Origin of the sequence: Streptomyces sp. SID13726, from assembly GCF_010548375.1 — a bacterium.
Lineage (GTDB): Bacteria > Actinomycetota > Actinomycetes > Streptomycetales > Streptomycetaceae > Streptomyces.
Genome location: NZ_JAAGLY010000001.1, coordinates 541,052 through 561,517 on the forward strand (window position 1 = coordinate 541,052; position 20,466 = coordinate 561,517).

General features: G+C 71.1%; 16 protein-coding genes. All 16 read right to left on the minus strand.

Features of this window, described 5'->3' with window-relative positions; translation table 11 throughout:
• Window positions 1-68: 68 nt before the first annotated feature.
• The gene (locus G3I78_RS02255) at window positions 69-1,403 is read right to left on the minus strand and encodes a GTP-binding protein (protein ID WP_164421000.1); all 1,335 of its coding nucleotides are present in this window, start codon (window positions 1,401-1,403) and stop codon (window positions 69-71) included.
• Between the two features lie 2 nt (window positions 1,404-1,405).
• On the minus strand, window positions 1,406-2,344 hold the full coding sequence (gene cysD / locus G3I78_RS02260; RefSeq protein WP_164421001.1) for a sulfate adenylyltransferase subunit CysD: 939 nt from the start codon (window positions 2,342-2,344) through the stop codon (window positions 1,406-1,408).
• On the minus strand, window positions 2,341-2,919 hold the full coding sequence (cysC, locus tag G3I78_RS02265; protein WP_164421002.1) for an adenylyl-sulfate kinase: 579 nt from the start codon (window positions 2,917-2,919) through the stop codon (window positions 2,341-2,343). Before cysC ends, cysD begins: the two co-directional genes overlap by 4 nt.
• A complete protein-coding gene (locus G3I78_RS02270; RefSeq protein WP_164421003.1) occupies window positions 2,919-3,626 on the minus strand; it encodes a phosphoadenylyl-sulfate reductase in 708 nt (235 codons plus the stop codon). Before G3I78_RS02270 ends, cysC begins: the two co-directional genes overlap by 1 nt.
• A complete protein-coding gene (locus G3I78_RS02275; RefSeq protein ID WP_164421004.1) occupies window positions 3,623-3,802 on the minus strand; it encodes a hypothetical protein in 180 nt (59 codons plus the stop codon). Before G3I78_RS02275 ends, G3I78_RS02270 begins: the two co-directional genes overlap by 4 nt.
• A complete protein-coding gene (locus G3I78_RS02280) occupies window positions 3,799-5,496 on the minus strand; it encodes a nitrite/sulfite reductase (RefSeq protein ID WP_164421005.1) in 1,698 nt (565 codons plus the stop codon). The genes G3I78_RS02275 and G3I78_RS02280 overlap by 4 nt, the downstream gene beginning before the upstream one ends.
• 336 nt (window positions 5,497-5,832) lie before the next feature.
• Complete coding sequence (locus G3I78_RS02285; RefSeq protein WP_164421006.1) at window positions 5,833-6,405, minus strand: GNAT family N-acetyltransferase; 573 nt, start codon at window positions 6,403-6,405, stop codon at window positions 5,833-5,835.
• Window positions 6,406-6,520: 115 nt separating this feature from the next.
• The gene (locus tag G3I78_RS02290; RefSeq protein WP_164421007.1) at window positions 6,521-7,816 is read right to left on the minus strand and encodes a hypothetical protein; all 1,296 of its coding nucleotides are present in this window, start codon (window positions 7,814-7,816) and stop codon (window positions 6,521-6,523) included.
• 149 nt (window positions 7,817-7,965) lie between these two features.
• Window positions 7,966-9,255: a helix-turn-helix domain-containing protein gene (locus G3I78_RS02295; protein ID WP_164421008.1), complete on the minus strand. Its 1,290-nt coding sequence runs from the start codon at window positions 9,253-9,255 to the stop codon at window positions 7,966-7,968.
• A 251-nt stretch (window positions 9,256-9,506) separates the two neighbouring features.
• On the minus strand, window positions 9,507-11,141 hold the full coding sequence (locus tag G3I78_RS02300; RefSeq protein WP_164421009.1) for an acyl-CoA dehydrogenase family protein: 1,635 nt from the start codon (window positions 11,139-11,141) through the stop codon (window positions 9,507-9,509).
• A 184-nt stretch (window positions 11,142-11,325) separates the two neighbouring features.
• A complete protein-coding gene (sbnA, locus tag G3I78_RS02305) occupies window positions 11,326-12,321 on the minus strand; it encodes a 2,3-diaminopropionate biosynthesis protein SbnA (protein WP_239157576.1) in 996 nt (331 codons plus the stop codon).
• Between the two features lie 32 nt (window positions 12,322-12,353).
• Window positions 12,354-13,385 carry a 2,3-diaminopropionate biosynthesis protein SbnB gene (gene sbnB / locus G3I78_RS02310; RefSeq protein ID WP_164421010.1) on the minus strand — a complete coding sequence of 344 codons (1,032 nt, stop codon included), beginning with the start codon at window positions 13,383-13,385 and terminating at the stop codon, window positions 12,354-12,356.
• On the minus strand, window positions 13,382-14,368 hold the full coding sequence (locus G3I78_RS02315) for a TauD/TfdA family dioxygenase (RefSeq protein ID WP_164421011.1): 987 nt from the start codon (window positions 14,366-14,368) through the stop codon (window positions 13,382-13,384). Before G3I78_RS02315 ends, sbnB begins: the two co-directional genes overlap by 4 nt.
• Window positions 14,369-14,380: 12 nt before the next feature.
• The gene (locus G3I78_RS02320; protein ID WP_164421012.1) at window positions 14,381-16,465 is read right to left on the minus strand and encodes a non-ribosomal peptide synthetase; all 2,085 of its coding nucleotides are present in this window, start codon (window positions 16,463-16,465) and stop codon (window positions 14,381-14,383) included.
• Between the two features lie 29 nt (window positions 16,466-16,494).
• Entirely contained in the window at window positions 16,495-18,972 is a 2,478-nt protein-coding gene (locus tag G3I78_RS02325) for a Pls/PosA family non-ribosomal peptide synthetase (RefSeq protein WP_164421013.1), read from the minus strand.
• A gap of 35 nt (window positions 18,973-19,007) precedes the next feature.
• Window positions 19,008-20,219 carry a heparan-alpha-glucosaminide N-acetyltransferase domain-containing protein gene (locus tag G3I78_RS02330; protein WP_164421014.1) on the minus strand — a complete coding sequence of 404 codons (1,212 nt, stop codon included), beginning with the start codon at window positions 20,217-20,219 and terminating at the stop codon, window positions 19,008-19,010.
• Window positions 20,220-20,466 lie beyond the last annotated feature (247 nt).

The following is a 20,466-nucleotide window of genomic DNA, read 5'->3' on the forward strand; positions in this document are numbered from 1 at the left end:
CGAGCGCGCCGCTGCCTACGCGGCCGCCCTCCTTCGCGAACGTGGAGAAGTAGTCGGTGGAGTTCATGTCAGAAGTCCCACCCGTCGTCCTCGGCTTCGTCCTTGACGGGCTCCGGGGACGCGAACGACTCGCCGACCATGCCCGCGGTCAGCGTGGTGCCGTCGTTCGGGTCGATGAGGATGAACGAACCGGTGCGCCGCGAGTCCGAGTAGGAGTCGACGGGCAGTGGCTCGGCGGTACGGATCTTCACCCGGCCGATGTCGTTGGCGACGAGCTGTCCCGGGTGCGGGTGCAGGGACAGGTCGTCGAGCGTGAGCCGGGACGGGATGTCCTTGACGATCGCCTTGACCGTACGGGTGCCGTGCTTGAGCAGCACCCGGTGGCCGACCGTCAGCGCGGCGTCGGCCACATGGCAGACGGTCGCCTCGATGTCCTGCGTGGTCGGCGGCGCGTCCTTGCTGGGTACCAGCAGGTCGCCGCGCGAGATGTCGATGTCGTCCTCCAGGAGGATCGTCACCGACTGGGTCGTCCAGGCCACGTTGACCGGCTCGCCGAGCAGGTCGATCCCGGCGATCTTCGTGGAACGGCCCGACGGCAGCACGGTGATCTGCTCACCGACGTGGAACGAACCGGCGGCGATCTGACCGGCGTAGCCCCGGTAGTCGGGGTGCTCGGCGGTCTGCGGCCGGATCACGTACTGCACGGGAAGGCGCGCGTGGCAGTGGCTCAGGTCGTGGGTGACCGGGACCGTCTCCAGGTGCTCCAGGACGGTCGGGCCGCCGTACCAGTCCATGTTCGCGGACGGCTCCACCACGTTGTCCCCGGCCAGCGCCGAGATCGGGATCGCGGTGACCTCCGGGACGCCCAGCTCGGTCGCGTAGGCCGTGAACTCCTCGGCGATCGCGGCGAAGACGGGCTCGGCGTAGTCGACGAGGTCCATCTTGTTGACGGCGAGCACCACGTGCGGGACGCGCAGGAGAGCCGCGAGGGCGGCATGGCGGCGGGTCTGCTCGACGACTCCGTTGCGGGCGTCGATGAGGATCACCGTCAGCTCGGCCGTGGAGGCACCCGTCACCATGTTGCGGGTGTACTGCACGTGGCCGGGGGTGTCGGCGAGGATGAACCGCCGCTTGGGGGTGGCGAAGTAGCGGTAGGCCACGTCGATGGTGATGCCCTGCTCGCGCTCGGCGCGCAGCCCGTCGGTGAGCAGCGCGAGGTCGGGCGCTTCCTGCCCGCGGCTCAAAGAGGCGCGCTCCACGGCCTCCAGCTGGTCGGTGAGGACCGACTTGGAGTCGTGCAGCAACCGTCCGACGAGCGTTGACTTGCCGTCGTCGACGGAGCCCGCAGTCGCGAACCGCAGCAGGGTCGTCTCCGAGAGCACCTCGGAAGTGGTCGTGCTCATGGTTAGAAGTACCCTTCGCGCTTGCGGTCTTCCATCGCGGCCTCGGACATCTTGTCGTCGGCGCGGGTGGCACCGCGCTCGGTGAGCCGGGAGGCCGCGATCTCCGTGATGACCTGCTCGAGCGTCACCGCGTCCGAGTCGACGGCACCCGTGCAGGACATGTCACCGACGGTCCGGTAGCGGACGAGACGCTTCTCGACGGTCTCGCCGTCCTTCGGGCCGCCCCACTCACCCGCGGTCAGCCACATCCCGCTGCGCGCGAACACCTCACGCTCGTGCGCGAAGTAGATCTCCGGCAGCTCGATGCCCTCGCGGGCGATGTACTGCCAGACGTCCAGCTCGGTCCAGTTGGACAGAGGGAAGACGCGGACGTGCTCGCCGGGGGCGTGGCGGCCGTTGTACAGGTTCCACAGTTCGGGGCGCTGGCGGCGCGGGTCCCACTGCGAGAACTCGTCCCGCAGAGAGAAGACGCGCTCCTTGGCCCGGGCCTTCTCCTCGTCGCGGCGACCGCCGCCGAAGACCGCGTCGAACTTCTCCGCCTGGATCTTCTCGGTGAGCGGCAGTGTCTGGAGCGGGTTGCGGGTGCCGTCGGGACGCTCGCGCAGCACACCGCGGTCGATGTAGTCCTGCACGGAGGCCACATGGAGGCGCAGCCCATGTGCGGCGACCACACGGTCCCGGTATTCAAGGACCTCGGGGAAGTTGTGTCCGGTGTCCACGTGGAGGAGGGAGAACGGCACGGACGCGGGCGCGAACGCCTTGAGCGCCAGGTGCAGCATGACGATGGAGTCCTTGCCGCCGGAGAAGAGGATCACCGGCCGCTCGAACTCACCCGCCACCTCACGGAAGATGTGCACCGCCTCGGACTCAAGGGCGTCCAGGTGGGACAGGGCGTACGGAGCGTCCGTGCCCTCCTCCACCGCAGCGACGGTCGTCGTCATGCCAGTCCCCTCTCGGTGAGCAGCGCGTGGACCGCGGCCGCGGACTCCTGGACGGTCTGGTTCTGCGACTCGATCCGCAGATCGGGCGACTCGGGCTCCTCGTAGGGGTCGTCGACCCCGGTCAGCCCGGACAGCTCGCCCGCGGCCTGCTTGGCGTACAGGCCCTTCACATCGCGTACGGAGCACACCTCGACCGGAGTCGCCACGTGGATCTCCAGGTAGGCGGCGCCGCTCTCCTGGTGACGCTTGCGCACCGCGTCACGGCTGTCGGCGTACGGCGCGATGACCGGGACCAGCGCCTTGACGCCGTTGCGGGCGAGCAGTTCGGCGAGGAAGCCGATGCGCTGCACGTTGGTGTGCCGGTCCTCGCGGCTGAAGCCGAGGCCCGCCGAGATGAACTCGCGGATCTCGTCGCCGTCGAGCACCTCGACGAGGTGGCCCTCCTCGCGCAGCCGGCCTGCCAGCTCGTACGCGATGGTGGTCTTGCCGGCACTCGGCAGACCCGTGAGCCAGACGGTGGCTCCGGTCGTCACGTGCAACTCCTTGGTGTCTGCCCGAAGGGCGTTGGCGGTCATCAGTGCAGCCCGCACTCGGTCTTCGCGCGACCCGCCCAGCGCCCGGCGCGCGCGTCCTCGCCCTCCAGGACCCGGCGGGTGCAGGGCGCGCAGCCGACGGACGCGTAGCCGTCCATCAGCAGGGGGTTGGTAAGAACGCCGTTCTCCTGGACGTAGGCGTCCACGTCGTCCTGGGTCCAGCGGGCGATCGGCGAGATCTTGACCTTCTGGCGCTTCTCGTCCCAGCCGACGACCGGGGTGTTGGCCCGGGTCGGGGACTCGTCGCGGCGCAGCCCGGTCGCCCAGGCCACGTAGCTCTTGAGACCCTGCTCCAGCGGCTGGACCTTGCGGAGCTTGCAGCACAAGTCGGGGTCGCGGTCGTGCAGCTTGGGGCCGTACTCGGCGTCCTGCTCGGCGACCGTCTGACGCGGGGTGAGCGTGATGACGTTGACGTCCATCACGGCCTCGACCGCGTCCCGGGTGCCGATGGTCTCCTCGAAGTGGTAGCCGGTGTCGAGGAAGACGACGTCCACGCCCTTCATCACGCGGGACGCGAGATGGGCGACCACCGCGTCCTCCATCGACGAGGTCACGCAGAAGCGCTTGCCGAAGGTGTCGACGGCCCACTGGAGGATCTCCAGCGCGGAAGCGTCCTCCAGGTCGCGGCCCGCCTGCTCGGCGAGCGCCTTGAGATCGTCGGTCGTGCGCTCTTCCTGAACCGTGGTCATATCCGTTCGCCCCCTGAATCGGTCTGCTGAAGGCCCCGGGCGAGCAGCCCGAGGAACTTCAACTGGAATGCGCGGTTGCACGCCGCGCATTCCCAGGCACCGTGGCCCTGCTCGCTGGGACGCAGGTCCTCGTCGCCGCAGTAGGGGCAGTAGAAGGGGGCCGCCCGCTCGCTCACGACAGGGCCTCCTCGCTGGCACGCGTGGCCCAGGCGGCGAACCGCTCGCCCTCCTCGCGCTCGGCCTGGAACCGCTTCAGGACGCGCTCGACGTAGTCGGGCAGCTCCTCGGAGGTGACCTTCAGGCCACGCACCTTGCGGCCGAACCCGGCCTCCAGACCGAGAGCGCCACCGAGGTGCACCTGGTAGCCCTCGACCTGCTCGCCCTGGTCGTTGAGGACCAGCTGGCCCTTGAGACCGATGTCCGCCACCTGGATACGGGCGCAGGCGTTCGGGCAGCCGTTGAGGTTGATGGTGAGCGGCTCGTCGAAGTCCGGGATCCGGCGCTCCAGTTCGTCGATCAGCTGGGAGCCGCGCGCCTTGGTCTCGACGATGGCGAGCTTGCAGTACTCGATGCCGGTGCAGGCCATGGTGCCGCGCCGGAAGGGCGAGGGCTTGGCCGTGAGGTCCAGCGCCTCCAGGGCCTCGACCAGCGGCTCGACCTGCGCCTCCTCGACATCGAGGACGATCATCTTCTGCTCGACGGTGGTACGCACCCGGCCCGAGCCGTGGGCCTCGGCGACCTCGGCGATCTTCGTGAGGGTGGCACCGTCGACGCGGCCGACGCGCGGGGCGAACCCGACGTAGTAGCGGCCGTCCTTCTGCCGGTGCACACCGACGTGGTCGCGCCAGCGGCCCGAGGGCTCGGCGGGCGCGGGACCGTCGACCATCTTGCGCTTCAGGTAGTCGTCCTCCAGGACCTGGCGGAACTTCTCCGGGCCCCAGTCGGCGACGAGGAACTTCAGACGGGCACGGGTGCGCAGCCGGCGGTAGCCCCAGTCGCGGAAGATGCCGACCACACCGGCCCAGACCTCGGGCACCTCGTCCAGCGGCACCCAGGCGCCGAGCCGGACGCCGAGCTTGGGGTTGGTGGACAGGCCGCCGCCGACCCACAGGTCGAAGCCGGGGCCGTGCTCGGGGTGCTCGACACCGACGAACGCGATGTCGTTGATCTCGTGGACCACGTCCAGGAGCGGGGAGCCGGAGATCGCGGTCTTGAACTTGCGGGGCAGGTTGGAGTACTCGTGGCTGCCGATGTACCGCTCGTGGATCTCGTCGATCGCCCAGGTGCCGTCGATGATCTCGTCCTCGGCGATGCCGGCGACCGGCGAGCCGATCACGACACGCGGGCAGTCGCCGCAGGCCTCGGTGGTGGAGAGGCCGACCGCCTCCAGGCGGTTCCAGATCTCCGGGACGTCCTCGATGCGGATCCAGTGCAGCTGGATGTTCTGCCGGTCGGTGACGTCGGCGCTGCCGCGCGCGAACTCCTCGGAGATCTCGCCGATCACGCGCAGCTGCTGGGTGGTGAGGCGTCCGCCGTCGATCCGCACCCGCAGCATGAAGTACTTGTCGTCCAGCTCCTCCGGCTCCAGGATCGCGGTCTTGCCGCCGTCGATCCCGGGCTTGCGCTGGGTGTACAGCCCCCACCAGCGCATACGCCCGCGCAGGTCGTTGGGGTCGATCGAGTCGAAGCCGCGCTTCGAGTAGATCGTCTCAATGCGTGTCCGCACATTGAGACCGTCGTCGTCCTTCTTGAACTGCTCGTTGCCGTTCAGCGGGGTGTGGTGCCCCGCGGCCCACTGACCCTCACCGCGGTGACGGCTCACCTTGCGGCGGGGCGCTGCGGCAGCAGGGTTCTGCGGGGTGGCGGCCATGGTTCTACGTCCTTCGGGACAGGCGGAAAGCGGCTCTTACCTGCGCGTACGGGCGCATGGGTGTACATGCGCGTCATTGCGCAGGAGGGAGAACGGGAGGATGTGTCGGGTGACGCCGCGGCTCGTCAGCGCACCGGACAGATGGCGCTGGACATGCGGCCGAGGTCGACGTGCCGCCGACTCACCAAGGCAATTCCAGTTCCAGACATGACGGAAGCGTGTCACGGCGTTCTGGACACAGTCCAGCTTTATCCGCCATGTGGACACCCTTGTCTCGACAGGTGAGACAAGGGTGTCGTTGGTCACAAAGATCGCGGGCCCTCTTGTTCCCGCAGGTCAGGCCGGGTACGCCCCAGGCCAGGGGCCCGGCGCGGGCACCTCTGCCTCCTCCTCGACCTTGGTGTCGAAGAGCTGGAAGCCACGGCGCTGGTAGTTCGCCATCGCGTGCTCGCCGTCCTTGCTGCACGTGTGCACCCAGACCCGCTTGGTGTCCGTCAGCCCCGGCCAGCGGTCCGCGAGGTCCCAGGCGCGGGCGGTGCCGTACGACAGGAGGTGGCCGCCGATCCGGCGGCCGCGGAAGGCCGGGATCAGGCCGAAGTACGCGATCTCCACGACACCGTCGTCCTGCGGGGACAGCTCCACGAACCCGGCCGGGGTGCCGCGCTCGTACGCCACCCAGGTCTCCACGCCGGGGCGCTCCAAAAGCTCCCGCCACTGGGCGAACGTCCAGCCGAGCCGGTCGGTCCAGCGGATGTCACCGCCGACCGAGGCGTAGAGGAAGCGGCTGAACTCGGGGGAGGGGACCTCGGCGCGGACGATCCGTACGTCGCCCTGCGGGGCTTCGGCGGGCAGGAGGTCGGTGGGAGCGGTCTGTTCCAGGGACCAGGTGGTCACGGCGATGTTCGGCATGCCGGTCAGGGAATCATCCGGGTGGCAGGTATGTCGATTGCCTGCGGCGCCGTCGTGGCTCGTCGCGCCCCCGCGACGGAGCCGCACATCGATACAGCCCCGGCTCCCGAGCGCCTCAGCCCAGCGTTCGTTCGATCGAACCCAGTGGCACCGCGAACAAGGCCCTGCCCGACTGGGACCACACGTCGCCCGTCTGTTCCCAGTACGACAGGGACTCCGACTCCCCGCTCCAGCAGCTGCGGGACTCGTCCGTGCCGCAGCGGGTGGCCTTGGCGTGGTCCGAGGCGCTCTGGCGCCACAGGGTGCCGTGGTCGCCCTCGGTGTCGGCCGGGCGGCCCAGGTACCACTGGGAGTCGTGCGAGAGGACCGGACCGGAGCCGGATGCCTTGGTGACGTAGGCCTCGGCCACGCGCGCATAGCCGCCGGCGCCGGTGGCGAGGAGACCGGAGCGGGCCGGGGAGCTGCTGAAGTCGTAGCGCCACAGCCGGGTGCCCGAGTCGCCGTCGCCGGAGACCCACTCGCTCGCCACCAGGCTGTCCGGCCTGGTGCTGCGGTCGAGGGAGAGGTAGTCGGGGCGGGTGGTGCCCGCCCGGTCGGTCAGCCGGTACGAGCCGACGGCGGGCAGCACCCACCGGGCGCCGTTCGCCGACCAGCCGCCGCGCACCTTGCCGACCGCGCCGCTGTCGACGGTCGCCCTCTGGACGCGGTTCATGTCGTACACGTACAGCGCGTCGCCGTCCTCGCCGCTCGCGGTGACCAGCAGCTTGTCCTGGTACCAGACCATCCCGGAGACCTGCGAGACCAGGCCGCGGAAGTCGCGTCCGCCGTCGACCGGGACGGCGAGGAGCACCCAGGAGTAGGTGAGGCGGTTCAGGTCGTTGGCGTCGACGAAGGCGACCCGGGCCAGGCCGCCGTCCTCGGCGGCGGTGCCGGTGCGGGACCAGGCGGAGAGGATCACGCGGTTGGCGCCCCACAGGCCGTCGTCGTCGGCGTCCCCTGAGGTGGTGACCGCTCCGGCCCGCCAGGAGCGGGTGTCGGCGGCGTCCCAGCAGTACGCGGCGGTGGCGGTCGGTTCCACGGGCAGGGCCCGGCGCTCGCCCTCCGTGCAGTCGATGGCGTCGCGCAGGTTCCGGTCGGCGGAATCGAGGACGGCCGAGACGCCGACCGGGTGTCCCATCCCGGAGGAGAGCCGGTCGAGGGTCTGCCGCGGGACCTGCTGTTCCTTCAGTCGCAGCGGAGCGGTCTCGGCGGCCGAGGAAAGCGCCTTCAGGGCCCCGGGGTTGGCGGCCACGGTGGCCTGCGAGGCGCTGATCATGGTGGCCGCCGCGGTCAGCGCGAGAGCCGTCCCGGCCAGGAAGGCGCGCAGCGCCTGGCCCCGCTTGCGCCTGCGGTGTCTGCCACGATGCTTCATACGTCCTCCCGAGGCGGGCCAACTGCGCCTGATGATCCGTACGTTGACCGAGGAGCAGGTGGGGTGGCCCGTAGAGGGATGCTACGGCAGTGGAGCGCCGCGGGGGACGAAGACCCCGCAAATATGCGGAAGATGCACCCGGGGACGGCTCAACTCGCCCCCTCGGCGGTACGCGCCCCGAGCACCGCGGGGGCCGTCGAGTGCGGCAGCAGGTCGCCCGGGCTGCCCGGCAGCAGCACCTCGACCTCGGCCTCTTCGCAGAAACGATACGGCCGGTGTTCCAGGAACGCCCCGAGATAACGCCGTACCCGGGACATCTCCGCCCGCACGGTCACCGTACGGCCCGGATCGCCGAACACGTCCTCGGCCAGCCCCGCCGCACTGCGGCCCGCGCGGTGCAGGGCCAGCAGATACAGCAACTCGGCGTGCCGGGGGCTCAGTTCGTGACTCCAGGTGCCCGCACCGCTCGTCACCGTCACCGTCCAGCGGCGCGGCTGCGCGAGGTCCAGCACGATCCGGGTGACGCCCGGCGGCTCCGGCTGGTCGGCGGCGCGGATCAACCAGCCGCCGGCCAGCGGCTCCAGCGAGCACAGACCGAGCGCGGGCAGCCACCGGCGGCCCGGCGAGGGCGACTTGGGCAGCGCGATCCGGTTCGGGTACGGCATCCCGGTCACCGCCGCCGTCCAGCCGTCCCGGTCCACCACCACGGCCCGGCCGCGCAGCCGGGCCAGCACCGGGGCGGCCACCGCCCGCAGTTGCTCCAGCGAGGTCAGATGCAGTTCGCGCAGCCGGGACTCGGCGAGCTTGGCCACCGAGTCGACCCAGGCGAGCGTGGCCGGGTGCATGGTCTCCAGCGGCCCGCTCACGTCGACCACGCCGATCAGCCGGCCGTCCCTGGGATCCTTGATGGGGGCGCCGGTGCAGGTCCACGAGGTCTGCGAGCGCACGAAGTGCTCGGAGGCGAAGACCTGGACGGCCCGGCGCACCACCACCGGGGTGCCGATGCCGTTGGTGCCGACCACGCTCTCCCGCCAGTCGGCGCCGAGTTCGAAGCCGGTGCCGTCCGCCTTGCGCAGCACCGGGGAACTGCCCTCCCGCCACAGCACCCGGCCGTCCTCGTCGGCGACCACCATGATGTGGTGGGCGACGTCCGCGACCGACAGCAGGCCCTCCCGCAGCACCGGCAGGATGTGCCGGAGCGGGGTCTCCTCCCGGCGCCGCCGTACCTCGTCGGGGGGCAGCAGACCTGTCCGGAAGTCGTGGTCGGGGTCGACGCCGCCGCGCAGCATCCGGCCCCAGGACTCCTCGATCACGGGGCGCGGGGCCATGGGCGCGCGCTGGCCGGACAGGGTGGCGTAGCGGACCTCGCTCAGCACCCGGGCCGCGCGTGCGGAGTCCACGGCGGCGAGGTGCGGCACGTCTGTCGGCGAGAGCGGCACAGGTCCTCCCGGTCTCCGGTCCATTGACTGTCCGTCTCATAGTGCCGGTCGGGTCCGGGCGCGGCACACAATCCGTCCACAGTCGTCAGGAAGTTGCAACCCCCTGCAACCCTGGTGGTGTGCTCCGGCTTGTTTGAAACTTGAGCGAACGTCGTCTCGCAGCGACGTTTTTCGGCCTCTGGGCCATGTCGGGGGTGGTGCCGTGTCGGCGCAGCACCACCCCCGCCTCCGACGGTTCGGCAGCTGACGGGTCAGTCCACCGGGCGGGCCCGGTCCACCACCGTCGCCAGATCCAGGGTCGGCGGCAGGGTGCCGAAGGTCGTACCGCCGTCCGTGCCCAGGCGGGAGGCGCAGAAGGCGTCGGCGACCTCCGGCGGGGCGTGCCGGACCAGCAGGGAGCCCTGGAGGACCAGGGCCATGCGCTCGGTCAGACGCCTCGCGCGGGCCTCGATCCCGTCCAGGTCGGCCAGTTCGGTGAAGAGGTCCTTCGTCGCCGCGTCCAGCCGGTGGTCGGCGCCCCGGGACCTGCCGATCTCCATGAGGTAGGCGTCCAGCGAGCGGGGTTCCCGGCGCAGGACGCGCAGGACGTCCAGGGCCTGGATGTTGCCCGCGCCCTCCCAGACGGAGTTCAGCGGCGACTCGCGGACCAGGCGGGGCAGGCCCGACTCCTCCACGTAGCCGTTGCCGCCCAGGCACTCCGCGGCCTCCACGGTGAGCGGGGCGCAGCGCTTGGTGACCCAGTACTTGGCGGTCGGCACCGCGAGCCGGAGGAAGGCGCGCTCCTCCTCGCCGCCGTCGTCGTAGGCGGCCGCGAGACGCAGTCCGAGCGTGGTCGCGGCCTCGGACTCCAGGGCGAGGTCGGCCAGGACGTTGCGCATCAGCGGCTTGTCGGCCAGCCTGCCGCCGAAGGCCTCCCGGTGGTCGCAGTGGTGGATCGCCTGCGCGACGGCCTGGCGCATCAGGCCCGCCGAGCCCAGGACGCAGTCGAGCCTGGTCGCCGCGACCATGTCGATGATCGTGCGGACCCCGCGGCCCTCGTCGCCGACCCGGCGGGCCCAGGTGCGGTCGAACTCGACCTCGGCGGAGGCGTTGGAGCGGTTGCCGAGCTTGTCCTTGAGGCGCTGGAGGAGAAACGTGTTGCGGGTGCCGTCCTCCAGGACACGCGGGACCAGGAAGCAGGTCAGCCCGCCCGGCGCCTGCGCGAGGACCAGGAAGCCGTCCGACATGGGGGCCGAGCAGAACCACTTGTGGCCGGTCAGCTCGTAGGTCTCGCCGTCGGGCAGGGGCCGGGCCGACGTGGTGTTCGCCCGGACGTCGCTGCCGCCCTGCTTCTCCGTCATCCCCATCCCGAACAGCGCCCCGGCCTTGAGCCGGGCGGGCCGCAGCTCACGGTCGTAGACCATGGACGTCAGCCGGGGCTCCCACACGGCGGCCAGGTCAGGGTCGGTGCGCAGGGCCGGGACGGCGGCGTGGGTCATCGACAGCGGACAGCAGTTCCCGGCGTCGACCTGCGTCCACACCAGGAAGGCCGCCGCCCGCCGCACGTGTCCGCCCGGCCGGCCCCAGGCCGCGGTCAGCCCCGCCGAGACGCCCTTGCCGAGCAGCCGGTGCCAGGCCGGATGGAACTCGACCTCGTCGATACGGTGACCATGGCGGTCGTGGGTGCGCGGCCGGGGCGGGTTCTCGTTCGCCAGCACCCCCCACTCCTGCACCTGCGCGGAACCGCAGGCCCGTCCGAGCGCCGACAGCTCCCCGCGCACCTCGTCGAGCAGCTCCGGATCGAGATGCCGCTCGACGGCCGAGCCCAGGACGCGGTCGGCGCCGTAGACGTCGTAGCCGGTCAGAGCCGGGGGCTGGTTGGTCACGGTATGCGTACTCCCTGCCATGCCTGCGAAAGTACCCCGGGCCAGGGGCCGGGTCACCTCACGGACACGGCCACGGAAGGTGGCGATCACCGGCCGCCCTCTCCACGTGGGTCGGCACGCGCCGGGCCCGGTCGCCCGGCCCTCGCACGCCCCGGCGCCCGGCCCACGCGGTGACGTGTGCCGGGCGCCGTTGTGGGAGCCCGCCTCAGGCCAGGCGCGCCATCACCTCCGCCGGTTCGTGCTCGTGCTCGTGCAGCGGGTCCGCCTCGGGGACGCCGTGCGGCCAGCCCGACCGGTACACCGTGTCGAGGTAGCGCTCGCCGAGGTCCGGGGCGATGGCGACCGCGGTGAGGCCGCGGCGGCCGTGGGCGGACAGCCACTGGTGGGCGCCGCTGACGACCGTGCCCGTCGAGCCGCCGAACAGGAAACCCCGTGCGGCCAGCCGGCGGCAGACCTGGAGGGTGTCCGGCTCCTCGACCAGGACCACGTCGTCGATGTACGACTTGTCGAGCAGCTCGGGCGGCACGCTGGTCCCGAGCCCCGGGATCATCCGGAGTCCGGGCGGGCCGCCGAAGGTGACCGAGCCGACGCTGTCCACGGCGACGATCCGCACCGGCCGCCGCCACTGCCAGAACCAGCGGGCACAGCCCATCAGGGTGCCCGTGGTGCCCGCCCCGACGAACAGCACGTCCAGGTCGGGGAAGCGGCGCGCGATCTCGGGCGCCGTGGTGCGGTAGTGCGAGCGCCAGTTGCCCTGATTGCTGTACTGGTTGAGCCACACGTACCGCTCGTCCGAGGCGCACAGCGCCCGCACGTAGTTGAGCCGCGCGCCCAGGTAGCCGTCGTGCAGATCCGGCTCCCTGACCACGTGCACCCGGGTGCCGAGCGCCTCCATCAGGCGGATCGTCGGCAGGTTGCACCGCGAGTCGGTCACGCACAGGAACCGGTAGCCCCGGCTCGCCGCGATCATGCTCAGGGCCACCCCCAGGTTCCCCGACGACGACTCGACCAGGATCGACCCGGGCCGCAAAGTGCCGTCGCGTTCGGCCGCGTCCACCATCTCGCGGGCCGCCTTCAGCTTGATCGACCCGGCGAAGTTGAACCCCTCGCACTTGAGGAACAGCGGAAGTTCCAGCGCCGCCCGCAGGTCGACGTAGAGGTCTGACTCGTTGAACTCCGAAGGATCGGATATGACGGGCATGACGCCCCCCTCCTCATGCGCCACAAACGTGTTCAGCCGTACCGGCGCAGCTCGTTGAAGAACCCGTCGACGACGTGCAGTTCGCCGCGCCGGGTCAGTTCGTCGTGGACGAACCGGCCGACGGCGAGGTCCAGCACCCCCAGCCCGAAGGGGGAGAACACCACCGTCCGGTCCGTCGGGACGGTCACCCGTCCGGTCAGCACGTCGTCGAGCGTGCCGTCGATGAAGTCCCTGCTCCCCGTGAGCTGTTCGGCCAGATGCGGGGAGGTCTCGGCCTTGAGGCAGTGCTCCACGTCGTCGACGAAGTTGGCGGACGCGAGCAGGATCTCCGGGTCGAGATCGCGCAGGGAGACATGCAGGACCAGGGGGTGATGGCCGAACCACGACGGATCGTGGACGTGCGGCTTGCCGGCGACCGTGGCGAAGACCACCAAGTCGCTGGACCGGATGAGGGATTCGGCCGTGTCGTGCACGACGGCCTTGCCCGCAGCGCCGGACCGCTCCAGATAGCCGCGGAACCCGGCGGCGCTCTCGGCGGACAGGTCGTGCACGCCCGTCTCCTCGAACTCCCAGCCGGTGGCGGTGAGATGGGTGTGGATGTAGCGGGCGATCAGCCCGGTGCCGACGAACCCGACCCGGACCGGGCGGACCCGGCCCGCACTGAGCTTCCCGGCCGCCAGCGCCGCCGACGACGCGGTGCGCGTGGCGCTGATGATCGAACTCTCCAGGCACGCGAACGGATAGCCGGTGTCCGGGTCGTTGAGGATCAGCACCGCGGAGGCCCGCGGCAGCCCGGACCTGATGTTCTCCGGGAAGCTGGAGACCCACTTCAGGCCGTCGACCCTGAGCGGTCCGCCCAGCGAGGCGGGCAGCGCGATGATCCGGGACGACGGACGGTCCGGGAACTTCAGGAAGTACGACGGCGGGTTCACCGAGTCGCCCGCGCCGTGCAGCCGGTAGACCGCCTCGACCAGTTCGCCGATCTCCGGTTCCCTGCCGTACAGGGCCTGTTGGACCTGTTCGCCGGTGACCAGGGAGAAGGACGGGATGCCGTCGGTGCTCATACGCCACTCACCTCGCAGTCGGTGCGCAGTACCGGGTCGCCGAGCGCGGCCAGCACCTCGCGCGGCCCCTCGAAGGGTTCACGGCTGTGCGCCGTACGGATGTTGTCGACGAGCAGCAGATCGCCGTCCCGCCAGGGCTCGCGCACGGTGTGGGCCTCGTACACCTCGTTGATGGCCCGCACGACGTCCGCGTCGATCGGATCGCCGTCGCCGAAGCGGGTGTTGAAGGGCAGCCCGTCGGCGCCGTACATGTCCACCAGGTACTCGCGGACCTCGGGCTCCATGGTCCACTCGCTCAGGAACGCGATCTGGTTGAACCAGCAGGGCAGACCGGAGTCCGGGTGCCGCAGCACCGCGCCGCGCCGCTGCCGGGTGCGCAGCGAACCGTCCTCCTGCCAGGCGAACTCGATGGCGTGCCGGCGGCAGTAGCGCTCGACGGCGGCGCGGTCGTCCGTGCCGAAGGCCTCGGCGACCGACGCGCCGATCTCCTCGTTGTACGACCGCGTCAGCAGCCAGCCCTCCCGCTCGAAGCGGGACACGAGGTCGCGGGGCAGGTCCCGCAGCACCGCCGAGGCGTCGGCGAGCGCGGTCGCGCCCCCCGACCCGGGCGCCTCGAGACACGCGAACAGCAGCAGGCCGGGGAACTCCAGGCCGTAGCTGATCTCGTGGTGCATGCACATCTGCTGGTTCGGCGGCCACTTGGTGGACGAGTACACCCCGTCCGCGTAGCGGCGGCGCGGTGCGAAGGGCTCCCGGTCGGGCATCAGAGCGTCGGCCAGCCGCCGGAACACCGCCTCGGCGGTCGTGGGATCGGCGAGGCCCAGGCCCCGCACCAGGACGGAGCCGTGCTCCTGGACGAGGGCACGCAGCGGATCCTGGTGCTCGGCCGCCCAACTCACCGGGTCGCCGCCCGACTTGGCGTCGAGGACCGGCCGACTGCCGGGGGCCGGATCCAGGTGGGGAAGGAGATTCGTGGAGGACATCTCGGGTTCCTTTCAGCTGTGCCCGTCGAGCAGGCCCGCCAGGTCCGCGAGGACCGGGTGGCGCACGACGTCCTTGAGGGTGATCGCGCGGTCCAGGGCGATCGCGAGACGCACGGCGGACAGCGAGGTGCCGCCGCGGTCGAAGAAGTGGTCGAGCCGGCCGATCCGGTCCACCGCGATGCCCAGCACCTCGGCCCACGCCTCCGCCAGCCGCCGCTCGCCCGCCGTCACGGGCTCGCCCGCCCCGGTGTCGAGGTCCTCGGCGAGCGCGGTGAGCGTCCTGCGGTCGGTCTTGCCGTTGGCGGTCAGCGGCAGCCGCTCCCGCCAGTGCACGACCGCGGGCACCATGTACGACGGCAGCGACACGGCCAGCCGCTCCCGCACCGTGTCCGCGCCGACCGGCTCGGGCCCGGTGCAGAACGCGGCGAGCTGGGTGCCCCGTACGACCACGACGGCCCCGTCGCGCACCCCGTCCACCCGCAGCAGCGCGTTCTCGATCTCGCCGATCTCGACCCGGAACCCGCGGATCTTGATCTGGGTGTCCCGGCGGCCGAGGAACTCCAGCTTCCCGTCGGACCGCCAGCGGCCCACGTCACCGCTGCGGTAGAGCCGCTCGCCGGGCCGGTACGGGTCCGCCATGAAGGCGGCCGCCGTGCGCTCGGGGTCGTTGACGTACCCGCGCCCCACGCACACCCCGGAGAACACGATCTCGCCGGGCGCGCCCAGCGGCACCGGGACCAGGTCCTCGTCGACGACGTACACCCGCACATTGCGCACCGGCCGCCCGAGCGGCACCCGGTCGCCGTCCGGCACCCGGTCCATGACCTCGTGGTTGGTGTCGTCCGAAGTCTCGGTCAGGCCATAGGCGTTGGCCAGCCTGATCCCGGGCGCGGTGGCGAACCAGCGCTGCACCAGCTCCCGCTTCACCGCCTCCCCGGTCACCGACACACAGCGCAGGTCGGCCAGTTCACGCGGCCGCTGCCCCAACTCGGCCAGCACCGCCTCCAGATACGACGGCACGACCTGGAGCACGTTCACCCGCTCCTCGACCACCGTGTCCACGAACCGCGGCACGTCCAGGATCGTCTCCTGCCCGATCACCAGGGTCCGCCCGCCGACCAGCGGCGCGGCGAGCAGCTGCCACAGGGAGATGTCGAAGCACTGCGGCGCGGTCTGCGCGACCACGTCGTCCTCGCCGATCCCCAGGTCCTCGATCTTCGCGAGCACATGGTTGACGAACCCGGCGTGCTCGCACATCGCGCCCTTGGGCTCACCGGTGGAGCCCGACGTGAAGTAGATGTAGGCCAGTTGACCCGCGGTGACGGCGATCCCGAGATCGTCGTCCGCGTGTCCCTCGGCGTAGGCCGCGTCCACCAGGACCGTCTCGGCCGTCGTACCGGAGAGCGAGCCGGTGCTGCCCTCCTCGGTCAGGACGAGCAGGCAGCGCGCCCGCTGGAGCGTCCTCGCGACCCGCTCGGCCGGGAAGTGCGGCTCGACCGGCAGATACACCCCGCCCGCCTTGAGCACGCCGAGCACTGCGGCCATCCAGTCCAGGCCGCGCTCCATGACGACGGCGACGACACCCTCGGGCGGCAGACCGCGCACCAGCAGGGCCCGGCCGAGCCGGTTGGCCCGCGCGTTGAGCTCGGCGTACGTCCAGCGTCGCTCGCCCTGTACGGCGGCGACGGCGTCCGGGTGCTTCTCGACCCGCTCCTCGAAGAGCTCGTGCACCCGGCGGTCCGGGAGTTCCCGGTCCGGGCCCGCCAACTCCTCCAGCTGAAAGCGGAGTTCGTCCTCGGACAGCAGGCTCGCCCGGTCCGGGTCGGTGAGCGCGGTGACGTGGTAGCCGGCGATACGGGCGGCGGCCCCGGCGTCCAGGACGTCGGCGCGGTAGTGCAGCCGCAGGGTGCCGTCGGTGACGGTGACCCGCAGGTCGTCGCCGTGCGCGCCCTCGGTCCCGCCCGGCAGTGCGGCGAGGACCCGGGTGTGGGCCGTGAGCAGCGCGGCGGGATCGGTGGGCGTCCCGGCGGGCAGCGGGACCGCGTACTGCGCGGTTCCCGGAACCGGACCGGGCGTCCGGTGCGGAACTGTTTCCATGACTTTCTTTCCCCCTGTTTTTTCTTCGTTCAGGCAGGTCGGGCGTGGCGTAGCGGCACCGCCGGATTCCCGCCCCAGTGCGACCCCGGCGGCATCTCCTCGCCCTTCATCAGGAAGGAGTCGGTGCCGAGCACGGCCCCGTCGCCCATCGAGACGCCGTAGTGGACCAGCACGGCCGCCCCGAGGGTGCAGCCGTCGCCGATGGTGATGTGGTCGGACTTGAAGGTGCCGTCCTCCTGCGAGTGCGGCTGCACCTTGGAGTGCGCGGAGAGCGTGGCGTCGCTGCCGATCGCGGTGAGCGTGCGCTCGGTGATGGAGCAGCCGTCGTCGAAGACCCGGCGGCCCAGGCGTACGCCCAGCAGCTTCCAGACGAGGTTCTTGAACGGCGTGCCGTTGAACACCACGAGGTGATGGTCCGGCACCTTCCACAGCCGCTCGTGCCACCAGAAGTACGGGTCGTAGATGGAGCACAGCCGCGGCCGCAGCGGCCGGAACCGGGTGATCACCCGCTCCACCAGCACCCAGTAGGAGGTGGTCAGCAGCAGGCCGGCCATCAGATAGCCGCCGATCAGCAGACCGCCGAGGGCGCCCCGGTCGCCGTAGACGTCGACGACCGCGAAACCGAGCAGCGTCAGCAGGAACCACTGGAACCAGCGCAGGACCAGGAACAGGGCCATCGAGCGGGCGTTGAACCGGTTCTTCGCGGACAGCCGGCGGCGCAGCTCGTCGCCCTCGCGCAGGTGGTCGAAGCGAGTGTCGCGCTCCACCGTGCGCGGGATCTCGAACGGCGGCGAGCCCAACAGGCCGACGCCTTCGCGGAGTTCACCGTCGAGCGGCACCAGCACCTTGGTCGCGAGCAGGCAGTTGTCGCCGGTGCGGCCGCCGACCGGGTAGGCGATGTGGTTGCCGAGGAAGTTGCGCGGACCGATCGCGACCCGGGAGACGCGGAAGGAGGTGGCGGAGTACTCGGCGTTCAGGATCGACAGCCCGTCGGCGACCATGGTGCCGCTGCCGACGGTGGCCAGGTACGGCGTCTCGTGGGCCACCTCGGTGCCGAAGTTGGAGCCGGTCTGCTCCACCTCCGAGAGGTCGTAACCGATGGATCGCAGGTAGGGGACGATGTACGAGCTGTCCCCGCACAGCCACTTGAAGAACTTGATGTTGGTCATGCGGGCGATCGCGCGCTGCACCGAGTAGTGGAAGCCGTACAGCGGATAGACCCGGTCCGGCCTCAGGGCCAGGTTCAGCAGCCGCGGCAGCACTGTCACCACGACGAGACCGAGGACCAGGAAGCCGGTGAAGAGGGCGACCGACAGGGCCAGCGCCTGGAAGTAGAAGGCCGTGGAGGCCAGTTCCTCGGTGTTCGGGTCAAGGAGCGGGTCCAGCGCCGGTACCAGGTCCAGCACCAGGTAGACCCCGCCGATCCCGAGCGGGACGTACAGCACGAGCGTCTGGAGCAGGGCCGCGAGGGCGTAGCCGAACCGGCGCGGGGTGGTGCAGCGGGCGGCCGGGACGCGGACGTGGTCGACGTCCGTACGGCGGGCAGGGGAGCCGTGCCAGCTCTGGCCCGCGGGTATCGCCGTGTCGTCGTACAGCCCGGAGGAGTGGCCCAGTTGGGCGCCGTCGCCCATCGAGGTGCCGATGTCGAGCACCGTCTTCTCGCCGACGAAGACGTCCCGGCCCAGGGTGATCCGGCCGGTGCGGACCCGTCCCGCCCGGGTCCGGTAGCCGAGGAACAGGGTGTCCTTGCGGATGACGGTGCCGGCGCCGACGGTCAGCAGGTCGGTGCAGACCGGCAGCGAGCGGGACAGGATCGTCACGCCGGGGCCGATGCGGGCGCCGAGGGCCCGCAGGTAGAGGACGTAGAGCGGGTTGCCGGTGAACAGGAGCATCGGGCTGGCGTGCAGCAGCGCCTTGACGGTCCAGAAGCGGACGTAGGCCAGGCTCCAGACCGGGAACTCGGTCTCCTTCCAGCGGCCGACCAGCACCCACTTCGCCACCACCGGCAGGACGCACATGGCGAGGAACAGGGCGCCGCCGAAGACCAGCGAGCGCAGATAGACGGAGAGCGCGCCCTGTCCGCCGGATATCCAGGAGTACCCCTCGGCGGTGGCGATGCCCGCGGCGAGGCAGTAGGCGGCGAAGACGAGGAACTGGAGGACCCCGCACAGGACGTACCGCGCGGTGCTGCCCGGCGGCGGTGGCGGCTCGGCCGGCCGTGCGGGGGCCGGGGCCTCGGCGGCGGACTCGGTGAGCGCCACCGTCAGGCTGCGGATCGTGGGGTGGCCGTAGATGTCCCGCATCGACACCGACGGGAGATCGTCGCGCTTCCTGACCCGGGCGCAGAACTGGGCCATGACCAGGGAGTTCGCGCCCAGGTCGTCGAAGAAGTGGCTGTCGAGGGGGACTTGCTCCGTCTTGACGACCCCGGCCAGCACCTCGGCGAGGACCTGGGCGGTGCCGTCCACCGTGGCTACTGTCGTGATCTCGCCGGGATTTACCGCCACTTGAACTCCTAGATCATCACTTTTGGCCTTATGGGCTATTCGATGTGCTTGCTAAGTCGGACGGGGCTCTCGACCGGTTCCGGGGGCCGGGTCGGTGTTACGGCCTCGCGACACCGTCGGGCCGTTTCCGCGACGACCGTTTCGAGCGGCCCGCGTCCCACGTGCCGCCAGGCGAGGGCGAAGAGGAGCGCACCGGTGCTCATCAGGGCGTAGAGGAGCGCGGGGGAGTTCGTGAGCGCGCCGGTGGCGAGCAGCAGCACATGGGCGGTGTAGAGGGTCAGCGGCATGCTGCCCGCCGCCGCGAGCGGGGTCAGCGCCCTGGCGAACAGGGCACCGCGGGTCAGCAGCAGGGCGCCGCCCAGGATCGCGGCGGCCGAGCCCAGGGTGATGAGCAGGTCGAACGGCGTGGTGGAGTGCGGGGCGCGGGAGACGAGCGCCCACCAGGTCGCGCCGTCCGGGGTGTCCCACAGCGCCTCGCCGCGGGACGCGCCCGGGAACTCCGCGCGCCACAGGTGCCGCAGCCCGCCGAACCGGAACAGCACCAGCGACGACACCAGCCAGACCCCGGCCACCAGCGCCAGTCCGCCGCCGAGGAGCCGGGGCGCGATCTTCCGTGACGTCAGGTCCAGCCGCCCGAGGGCGAGTCCGGCGCACAGGTAGGCGGTCCAGGCGAGCACCGGGTAGTCGCCGTGGACCAGCAGGTCCGACAGCAGTCCGAGCGGGTCGGTGACCACGTCCTGGAGTGTCGGGTCGCCGTCGAAGGCGGGCTCCGGCAGCACGCCCCGCAGCGCGTGGACGGCGAACGGTGCCGCCACCGCAAGAAGGAGGGAGAGGGCCGCGAGGGCCCGTGGGGTGAGGCCCAGCAAGGGAATCGCGAGGACGAACAGCAGGGCGTAGAACGCCAGGATCACGTCCACGTCCAGGCCGGCGGCCCGCGACGCGTAGCCGAGCAGCAGGCCGATCAGTGCGATGACCCCGGCCCGGGCCGCCACCGCGAGGGCCGCGGGCCGCCCGGTCGCGGGCCGGGGACCGCCCGTGGTGAACGCCAGTCCGATCCCGGCGGTCACGGCGAAGGCGGCAGAGGACCGGCCGCCCGCGAACATCCAGGCCGGCGTGGGCGATCCGGCCTCGTCGAAAGCGTCGAACACATGGACGGAGAACATACCGAGCAGGGCGAGTCCCCGTGCCACGTCGACCCCCGGGATTCGCGGCACGGCATGCCTCGGCGCATACGGCGGAACTGGCATGAAAATTCTCCAGGGATGGATACGGCGTAATAGCGCACGCTGTTCACCGCACAACGGAAAATCATGATGAAGAACCCCCGTGGTTCCGGTGTGCCGGAAGAAAGAGAAGAGCCGTGAGGCGAGGAATGCGAGAAGAGGAGGAGCGGTTCGGGATGTGCCTGGAGTGACCACGCGGCGGGGACGGGGCGGCCTGGTCGGGCCTTGGTCAGGGCCCTGAGAATGCAATCCGAATTGTTTCGAGGTGCTC

Coding starts and splice junctions, on each gene's coding strand:
- G3I78_RS02280 (WP_164421005.1), bottom strand. CDS start 5,496: ATGGCCGCCACCCCGCAGAACCCTGCTGCCGCAGCGCCCCGCCGCAAG.
- G3I78_RS02255 (WP_164421000.1), bottom strand. CDS start 1,403: ATGAGCACGACCACTTCCGAGGTGCTCTCGGAGACGACCCTGCTGCGG.
- G3I78_RS02285 (WP_164421006.1), bottom strand. CDS start 6,405: ATGCCGAACATCGCCGTGACCACCTGGTCCCTGGAACAGACCGCTCCC.
- cysC (WP_164421002.1), bottom strand. CDS start 2,919: ATGACCGCCAACGCCCTTCGGGCAGACACCAAGGAGTTGCACGTGACG.
- G3I78_RS02290 (WP_164421007.1), bottom strand. CDS start 7,816: ATGAAGCATCGTGGCAGACACCGCAGGCGCAAGCGGGGCCAGGCGCTG.
- sbnB (WP_164421010.1), bottom strand. CDS start 13,385: ATGAGCACCGACGGCATCCCGTCCTTCTCCCTGGTCACCGGCGAACAG.
- G3I78_RS02270 (WP_164421003.1), bottom strand. CDS start 3,626: ATGACCACGGTTCAGGAAGAGCGCACGACCGACGATCTCAAGGCGCTC.
- G3I78_RS02320 (WP_164421012.1), bottom strand. CDS start 16,465: ATGGAAACAGTTCCGCACCGGACGCCCGGTCCGGTTCCGGGAACCGCG.
- cysD (WP_164421001.1), bottom strand. CDS start 2,344: ATGACGACGACCGTCGCTGCGGTGGAGGAGGGCACGGACGCTCCGTAC.
- G3I78_RS02315 (WP_164421011.1), bottom strand. CDS start 14,368: ATGTCCTCCACGAATCTCCTTCCCCACCTGGATCCGGCCCCCGGCAGT.
- sbnA (WP_239157576.1), bottom strand. CDS start 12,321: ATGCCCGTCATATCCGATCCTTCGGAGTTCAACGAGTCAGACCTCTAC.
- G3I78_RS02300 (WP_164421009.1), bottom strand. CDS start 11,141: ATGGCAGGGAGTACGCATACCGTGACCAACCAGCCCCCGGCTCTGACC.
- G3I78_RS02330 (WP_164421014.1), bottom strand. CDS start 20,219: ATGCCAGTTCCGCCGTATGCGCCGAGGCATGCCGTGCCGCGAATCCCG.